Origin of the sequence: Variovorax sp. dw_954, assembly GCF_018449755.1 — a bacterium.
GTDB lineage: Bacteria > Pseudomonadota > Gammaproteobacteria > Burkholderiales > Burkholderiaceae_C > Variovorax.
Genome location: NZ_JAAVVD010000070.1, coordinates 1 through 3,166 on the forward strand (window position 1 = coordinate 1; position 3,166 = coordinate 3,166).

The 3,166-nt window shown below is 72.8% G+C and carries 1 protein-coding gene and 1 pseudogene; both read left to right on the plus strand.

Annotated elements, in window-relative coordinates; all coding sequences use genetic code 11:
• On the plus strand, positions 1–1,291 hold a 1,291-nt coding region (locus HB681_RS37435; RefSeq protein WP_213959958.1), incomplete at its 5' end, for an ATP-binding protein.
• An 86-nt stretch (positions 1,292–1,377) separates the two neighbouring features.
• Positions 1,378–3,166, plus strand: a pseudogene (locus tag HB681_RS37440) (hypothetical protein); the annotation flags it as partial.

The window sequence follows — 3,166 nt, forward strand, 5'->3', positions numbered from 1 at the left end:
CGCGGCCTGCGTCGCCATCGCAGGCGCCCGCAACGCCCGTGCCGCACTCATCGATGGGGACCCGCCGTCCGGACTCCTGCCCTGGCTGATCCTGCAGGACGCCTTGCCGGTGCTCAGCGCCGATCCCGGACCCGGCGAGCGACGCGATGTGCCCTATCGGATACATCGCCTGCCACGCCACCCCGCCATCACCGCCGGCCCGCTGCTGATCGCGACCGGCCTCGAAGGCAGCTGGCAGCACGACGGCGCGCCGCTGGCCGAATGGCGCTTGCCGGTGCCGGCGCCCGACGAGCGTGTGTCCATCTGGCAGGGCCTCGGCCATGACGCCGCGCAGGCCACCCGGTTCGCCCGCACCCAGCGCCACACCGCCGCGCACATCGCCGCCCTGCACGCGCGCGCCGAGACGCTGGCCCGTGCGGACGGCGCCACGCAACCCAGCCAGGCGCACCTGCATCGCGCCACGCGCCAGGCCGACGGCGGCACGCTCGGCACGCTGGCCCAGGCACTCACCGAAGACATCGGCGACGACGCGCTGGTGCTGACGCCGGCGCTGCGCGTCGATCTGCTCGCGCTGGCCGAACGTTGCCGCCACCGCGAAGGACTGGCCGACACCCTGGGCCCCGCCGCGCGCACGCGCTACCGGCCGGGCGTGCGCGCGCTGCTGGTCGGCCCGTCCGGCACCGGCAAGACGCTGGCCTGCGGCTGGCTCGCGACGCAGTTGTCCAAGCCGCTGTTCCGTGTCGACCTGGCCGGCGTGACCAGCAAGTACATCGGCGAGACCGAGAAGAACCTGGGCGAGCTGTTCGCGCGCGCCGAGCATGCCGACGTGGTGCTGCTGTTCGACGAGGCCGACTCCCTGTTCGGCAAGCGCACCGAGGTCAAGGACGCCAACGACCGCTATGCCAACCAGCAGACCAACTACCTCCTGCAGCGGATCGAGAGCTACGACGGCATCGTGCTGTTGACGAGCAACAGCCGCAGCCGCTTCGACAGCGCCTTCACGCGCAGGCTGGACGCGATCCTCGACTTTCCGGCGCCGGGTCCGGGCGAGCGGCGCGCGTTGTGGCTGGCGCACCTTGGCGACGGGCATGCACTCACTGCCAGTGGCTTGAACCGCCTGGCCGCGGGTTGCGACTTCGCCGGCGGCCATATCCGCAACGTGGTGCTGACGGCGCGCGCCATCGCCGGCCGCACCGGCCCGATCGACTGGCCGGCCCTCGGCGTGGCGCTGCAGGCCGAGTACCGCAAGCTGGGCCGCGCGATGCCGGCCGGGCTGGTGCCGGCGGAGTAGACATGGGCGCCCGCATCCCGGCGCCGGAACGAGCGCGCCGGCCGGCTGGCCGGTCGCACGGAGCGGCGCGGGGGGACGAGGCAGCGATGCCGTCCAGCCGGCGCGATGGGCGGCTGGAGTCGAAGCTCGATGGGCGACTTGACGCGCAGTTCGATGGCCGCCTCCATGCCCGGCTCGACGCGCGGCTCGATTCACGGCTCGATTCACGGCTCGATTCGCAGCTCGACGCAACGCTCGACTCACGGCTGGATCCAAGCTACGAATCGACGCTCGACGCGCCGCCCGGCGCAGGCTGGCCACGCTACCTCGACGCAGCCAGCCCCGGCGCATCGCCATACGCGCCGCCCTCTGCCGACGCCGACGGTGCCGCCCGCTCGATCCCACTGGACCACGCCGCGCCCTCCGTCCCCGCCGCCGTGCTGGCGCCGGGCGCGCCCGTTCGCCAACCGACTGCCGCCCGGCCGCGCCAGCCACCGGCGCCTGAAGCTCCTGCGGCAAGGGCGCCATCCACCGAAGGCACGGAAGGCACGGAAGGCACGGAAGGCAAGGACAAGCAGGCCGCCAAGACCGACAAGTCCAGCGAAAAGGACAAGAAGGACAAGGACGACAAGTCCGCCGCACCCCCGGCCGGCAGCGGCGACAAGGCGGACCGCGACGCCAAGGGTGGCGATGCCGGCCCACGGAAAGGCGCAGCGCCATCTCGCGACCCTGCCGGTCCCACCACCGCCGACCCCGATGGCGAAGCAGCCACGGCCTCCGCAGCACCCGACCTCGACACGCAGGCCGCCGACGAATCCGAGCCCTTGGCCATCAAGCCCCTGGCCTGGACCGCACTCGCGCCGTCATGGCCCGCCCCCGCGTCGCTGCCAGGCAGCGAGTTGCTCCTGCCCGAAGCCCAACCCGCGAAGGCCGCCGCGCCAGCCCCAGCCCCGACATCGGGCCCAGCCCCCGCCCCCGCCAGCAACGCCAAGGCCACGCCCGCACCGCCCGCATCCGGCCCGGCTGACGCCGAACGCCAACGCCAACGCGCCCCCGTCGCGATCGCCCAGGCCAGCCGCGCCTACGAAGACCTGGTCCGCACGGCCCAGCGCGAGCAGTCCAGCTTCGGCGACCGCGCGAACCAGGTCGCGAACTACATGGCCCAGCAGCACGGCCTGGTCGCCCGCGCCATCCTGCAAGCCCATGACGAGGAAAGCTTCCAGCTCGACAGCGTGGCCGACGCAGCTCGCGCGGCGGTGCAGGCCAGCGCGTCGCTGGCCCAGCTCCAGCTCGACAACGCCGCAGCCAACGCGGACATCAGCATCACGCAGGCCGCGAACAGCGCCTACGGCCTCATCAACGCCGACGACCTGAGCGCCGCGGCGCGCATCGGCACGGTGGTCGACAGCCTCGTGGCGGGCCATCTCGGCGCCTACAACGGCGTCATCAAGGCCACCGCCACCGCAGCCGAAGAGGCCACGACGAAGCTCAACGAATTCCGCAACAACGCCGCCACCGACTATGCGGTCGCGGGGCCGCCGATGACCGCCGCGCGCAACGAGACCGTGCAGCGCCGCATTCCCAAGTGGGTCGAAACGGACTTCGCGCAGGTCGAGTTGCGGGTCAAGGAAAAGACCAAGGTCTGGACCAAGTCGCGCGACACCAGCGTCTGCAGCCTGGGCTGCGGTTTTCGCGAATCGCTGGAGGCCGAGCGCGTGGCCGCCAACGCTGCGGGCCGCGCCGCCGTCGGCAAGACAACGACCGCTGCCCGCAAGCAGTTGAAAGAACAGGCCAGGGCCGGCCGCGCCGCCCTGGCAGCCATCGCCGTCAGCCGGCTGCGGCAGGTCGATGCACAGCAGCGCAGCACGCGCAGCCGCCTGCTCAGCCAGGCCCGCG